1 protein-coding gene is annotated in these 3,901 nt (G+C 68.0%); it reads left to right on the top strand.

Features of this window, described 5'->3' with window-relative positions; all coding sequences use genetic code 11:
* Positions 1-325: 325 nt before the first annotated feature.
* Positions 326-3,901, top strand: a 3,576-nt coding sequence (locus tag AB0O67_RS36910) for a HAMP domain-containing protein (RefSeq protein ID WP_365460362.1), incomplete at its 3' end; no start/stop codon positions are given.

Genomic DNA, 3,901 nt, shown 5'->3' with positions numbered 1-3,901 from the left:
CGCATGCAAGGTTACTTACCTTCGCGGTTCATGCGGATGCCGGTCTGCAGTGTTTCCGTCCGGAGGGTGTGCGGACGATGTGCGAAGCTGCCGAACTGTTATGGCCTGGTTCGGCCGGGGTGAAACACTGGGCAGGCTTCTGATGGAGGTACGGCCAGGGCGAGTGCGGTGCGCGTTCGGTGGGCAGCAGCCCCTGGTGCGGTCCGTACCTCCTGGTGGGATCGACGGCTGGTGCCACCGGGCGCAGATACGCGGTAGTGATCGATACGTCGAGCAGTAGTAGCCGAGCACAGCAGTAATGGTCGACCCCTGCGGGAGGGACACAGTGGAGTCTGGCGCAGCGACGCGGGGCACGAAGCCGCGCGTCAAGGGCGGACAGTCCCCGAGCAACCGGAACGGGACCACTGAGGTGGACACGGCTGCCCTGAACCGGCTGAAAACGGCCCTGGTGGCGATGCGGGACGGCAATTTCCGCAAGCGGCTGACGGTGTCCGGCGACGGCGTGATGGCGGAGATCGCCGCGATCTTCAACGAGGTCGCCGACCGGAATCTGCACCTTACGGGTGAGCTGTCGCGGGTGCGGCGTGTCGTCGGGCGTGAGGGCAAGCTCACGGAGCGGCTGGAGACGGGGGCCTGTGAGGGGTCGTGGGCTGCCGCGATCGACGCCTCGAACGCGCTGGTCGACGATCTGGTGTGGCCGGTGTCCGAGGTCAGCCGCGTGCTGTTCGCGGTGGCCGAGGGTGATCTGGCGCCGCGGATGGAGCTGCGGACGAACGCGCCCGACGGGAGCGGGCATCCGCTGCGCGGTGAGTTCCTGAAGGTCGGGCGGACCGTCAACAACCTGGTCGATCAGCTGTCGACGTTCACCGACGAGGTCACGCGTGTGGCCGGTGAGGTGGGCACCGAGGGCAAGCTGGGCGGACAGGCCCAGGTGCGCGGTATGTCCGGTTCGTGGAAGGACCTGACGGAGTCCGTCAACACGATGGCGGACCGGCTGACCGCGCAGGTGCGGGACATCGCGCTGGTGACGACCGCGGTCGCGAAGGGCGACCTGTCCCGGAAGGTCACGGTCCATGTGGCCGGCGAGATGCTGGAGCTGAAGGAAACCGTCAACACGATGGTGGACCAGCTCTCCGCGTTCTCCTCCGAGGTCACCAGGGTCGCGCGCGAGGTGGGCACCGAGGGCGAGCTGGGCGGGCAGGCGCAGGTGCCCGGGGTGGCCGGGGTGTGGAAGGAGCTGACCGACTCCGTCAACACCATGGCCGGCAACCTCACGGCGCAGGTGCGCGGCATCGCCGAGGTGACGACGGCGGTCGCCAACGGTGATCTCTCCCGCAAGGTGACCGTGCAGGCGCGCGGCGAGGTGGCGCAGCTCGCCGAGACGATCAACCAGATGACCGAGACGCTGCGGATCTTCGCGGACGAGGTCACACGCGTGGCCAACGAGGTCGGCGCCGAGGGGCGGCTCGGCGGGCAGGCGAACGTGCCGGGCGCGGCGGGGACCTGGAAGGACCTGACGGACTCCGTCAACACGGTGTTCCGGAACCTGACGACCCAGGTGCGGGACATCGCCGCGGTGACGACGGCGGTCGCCAGCGGTGACCTGTCGCAGAAGGTCACGGTCGACGTGGCCGGCGAGATGCTGGAGCTGAAGAACACCGTCAACGGCATGGTGGACCAGCTGTCCGCCTTCGGTTCCGAGGTCACGCGGGTGGCGCGGGAGATCGGCGACGAGGGTGAGCTGGGCGGCCAGGCGCAGGTTCCGGGCGCGGCGGGGACCTGGAAGGACCTGACGGACTCCGTCAACACGGCGTTCCGCAACCTCACCGGACAGGTGAGGAACATCGCCCAGGTGACGACGGCGGTCGCCAACGGTGACCTCTCGCAGAAGGTCACCGTGGTCGTCTCCGGCGAGATGCTCGCGCTGAAGAACACCGTGAACACGATGGTGGACCAGCTGTCGTCGTTCGCCGACCAGGTCACCACGATGGCCCGGGAGGTCGGCACCGAGGGCCGGCTCGGCGGCCAGGCGCGCGTGGACGGCGTGTCGGGTACGTGGAAGGAGCTGACCGACTCCGTCAACTCCATCACCGGGAACCTGACCGCTCAGGTGCGGCAGATCGCCCAGGTGACGACGGCGGTGGCGCGGGGTGATCTGTCGCAGAAGATCACCGTGGACGCGCGCGGGGAGATCCTGGAGCTGAAGAACACCGTCAACACGATGGTCGACCAGCTCTCCGCCTTCGCCGACCAGGTGACCCGGGTGGCCCGTGAGGTGGGTACGGAGGGCCGGCTGGGCGGTCAGGCGCAGGTGCCCGGCGTCGCCGGTGTGTGGCGTGACCTGACCGACTCCGTGAACGGCATGGCCGGGAACCTGACGGCTCAGGTGCGGCAGATCGCCCAGGTCGCGACGGCGGTGGCGCGGGGTGACCTGTCGCAGAAGATCACCGTGGACGCGCGCGGGGAGATCCTGGAGCTGAAGAACACCCTCAACACGATGGTGGACCAGCTGTCCTCGTTCGCCGAGGAGGTCACCAGGGTGGCCCGCGAGGTGGGCACCGAGGGCAAGCTGGGCGGGCAGGCCGAGGTGCAGGGCGTCTCCGGCACCTGGAAGGACCTCACCCAGTCCGTCAACTTCATGGCGAACAACCTCACCGTGCAGGTGCGCAGCATCGCCCACGTGACGACGGCGGTCGCCAAGGGCGACCTCTCGAAGAAGATCACCGTCGACGCCAAGGGCGAGATCCTCGAACTCGTCACCACCGTCAACACGATGGTCGACCAGCTGTCGTCGTTCGCCGACCAGGTGACCCGGGTCGCGCGCGAAGTGGGCACCGAGGGCATCCTGGGCGGTCAGGCGCATGTGCCGGGCGTCACCGGCATCTGGAAGGACCTCAGCGACAACGTCAACCTGATGGCCAAGAACCTGACCGTTCAGGTGCGGAACATCTCGCAGGTCGCGGCGGCGGTCGCCAACGGTGACCTGACGCGCACGGTGACGATCGAGGCGCGAGGCGAGGTGGCGCAGCTCGCCGACACGTTCAACACCATGGTGAAGACGCTGAGTTCGTTCGCCGAGCAGGTCACCAAGGTGGCCCGTGAGGTGGGCACGGACGGCATCCTCGGTGGTCAGGCGCATGTGCCGGGTGTGGCCGGTACATGGAAGGACCTCACCGAGTCGGTGAACCAGATGGCGTCCAACCTGACCGGTCAGGTGCGCAACATCGCAATGGTGACGACGGCCATCGCCAAGGGTGACCTGACGAAGAAGATCGACATCGACGCGCGCGGGGAGATCCTCGAACTGAAGACGACCATCAACACGATGGTCGACCAGCTGTCCTCGTTCGCCGAGGAGGTCACGCGGGTGGCCCGCGAGGTGGGCACGGAGGGCCGGCTGGGCGGTCAGGCGCGGGTGCGGGACGTGGACGGCACCTGGCGTGACCTGACGGAGTCGGTGAACGAGATGGCCGGGAACCTGACCCGGCAGGTGCGTGCCATCGCGCGCGTGGCGACGGCGGTGACCCGTGGCGACCTGAACCTGAAGATCGACGTGGACGCCTCCGGAGAGATCCAGGAGCTCCAGGACTACATCAACAAGATGATCGCCAACTTGCGCGACACCACGATCGCCAACAAGGAGCAGGACTGGCTCAAGGGCAACCTCGCCCGTATCTCCGCGCTGATGCAGGGCCGCCGGGACCTGGAGGACGTGGCCTCGCTGATCATGAGCGAGCTGACGCCGGTGGTCTCCGCGCAGCACGGTGCGTTCTTCCTGGCGCTGCCGCCGGCCGACAACACGGGCAAGGACGACCAGTACGAGCTGCGGATGCTCGGCTCGTACGGCTACTCGATGGGTTCCATGCCGACGTCGTTCCGGCCCGGTGAGGCGCTGGTCGGC

Origin of the sequence: Streptomyces sp. NPDC086077 (genome assembly GCF_040686175.1) — a bacterium.
GTDB lineage: Bacteria > Actinomycetota > Actinomycetes > Streptomycetales > Streptomycetaceae > Streptomyces.
This window is presented reverse-complemented; position numbering and strand designations above follow the sequence as displayed.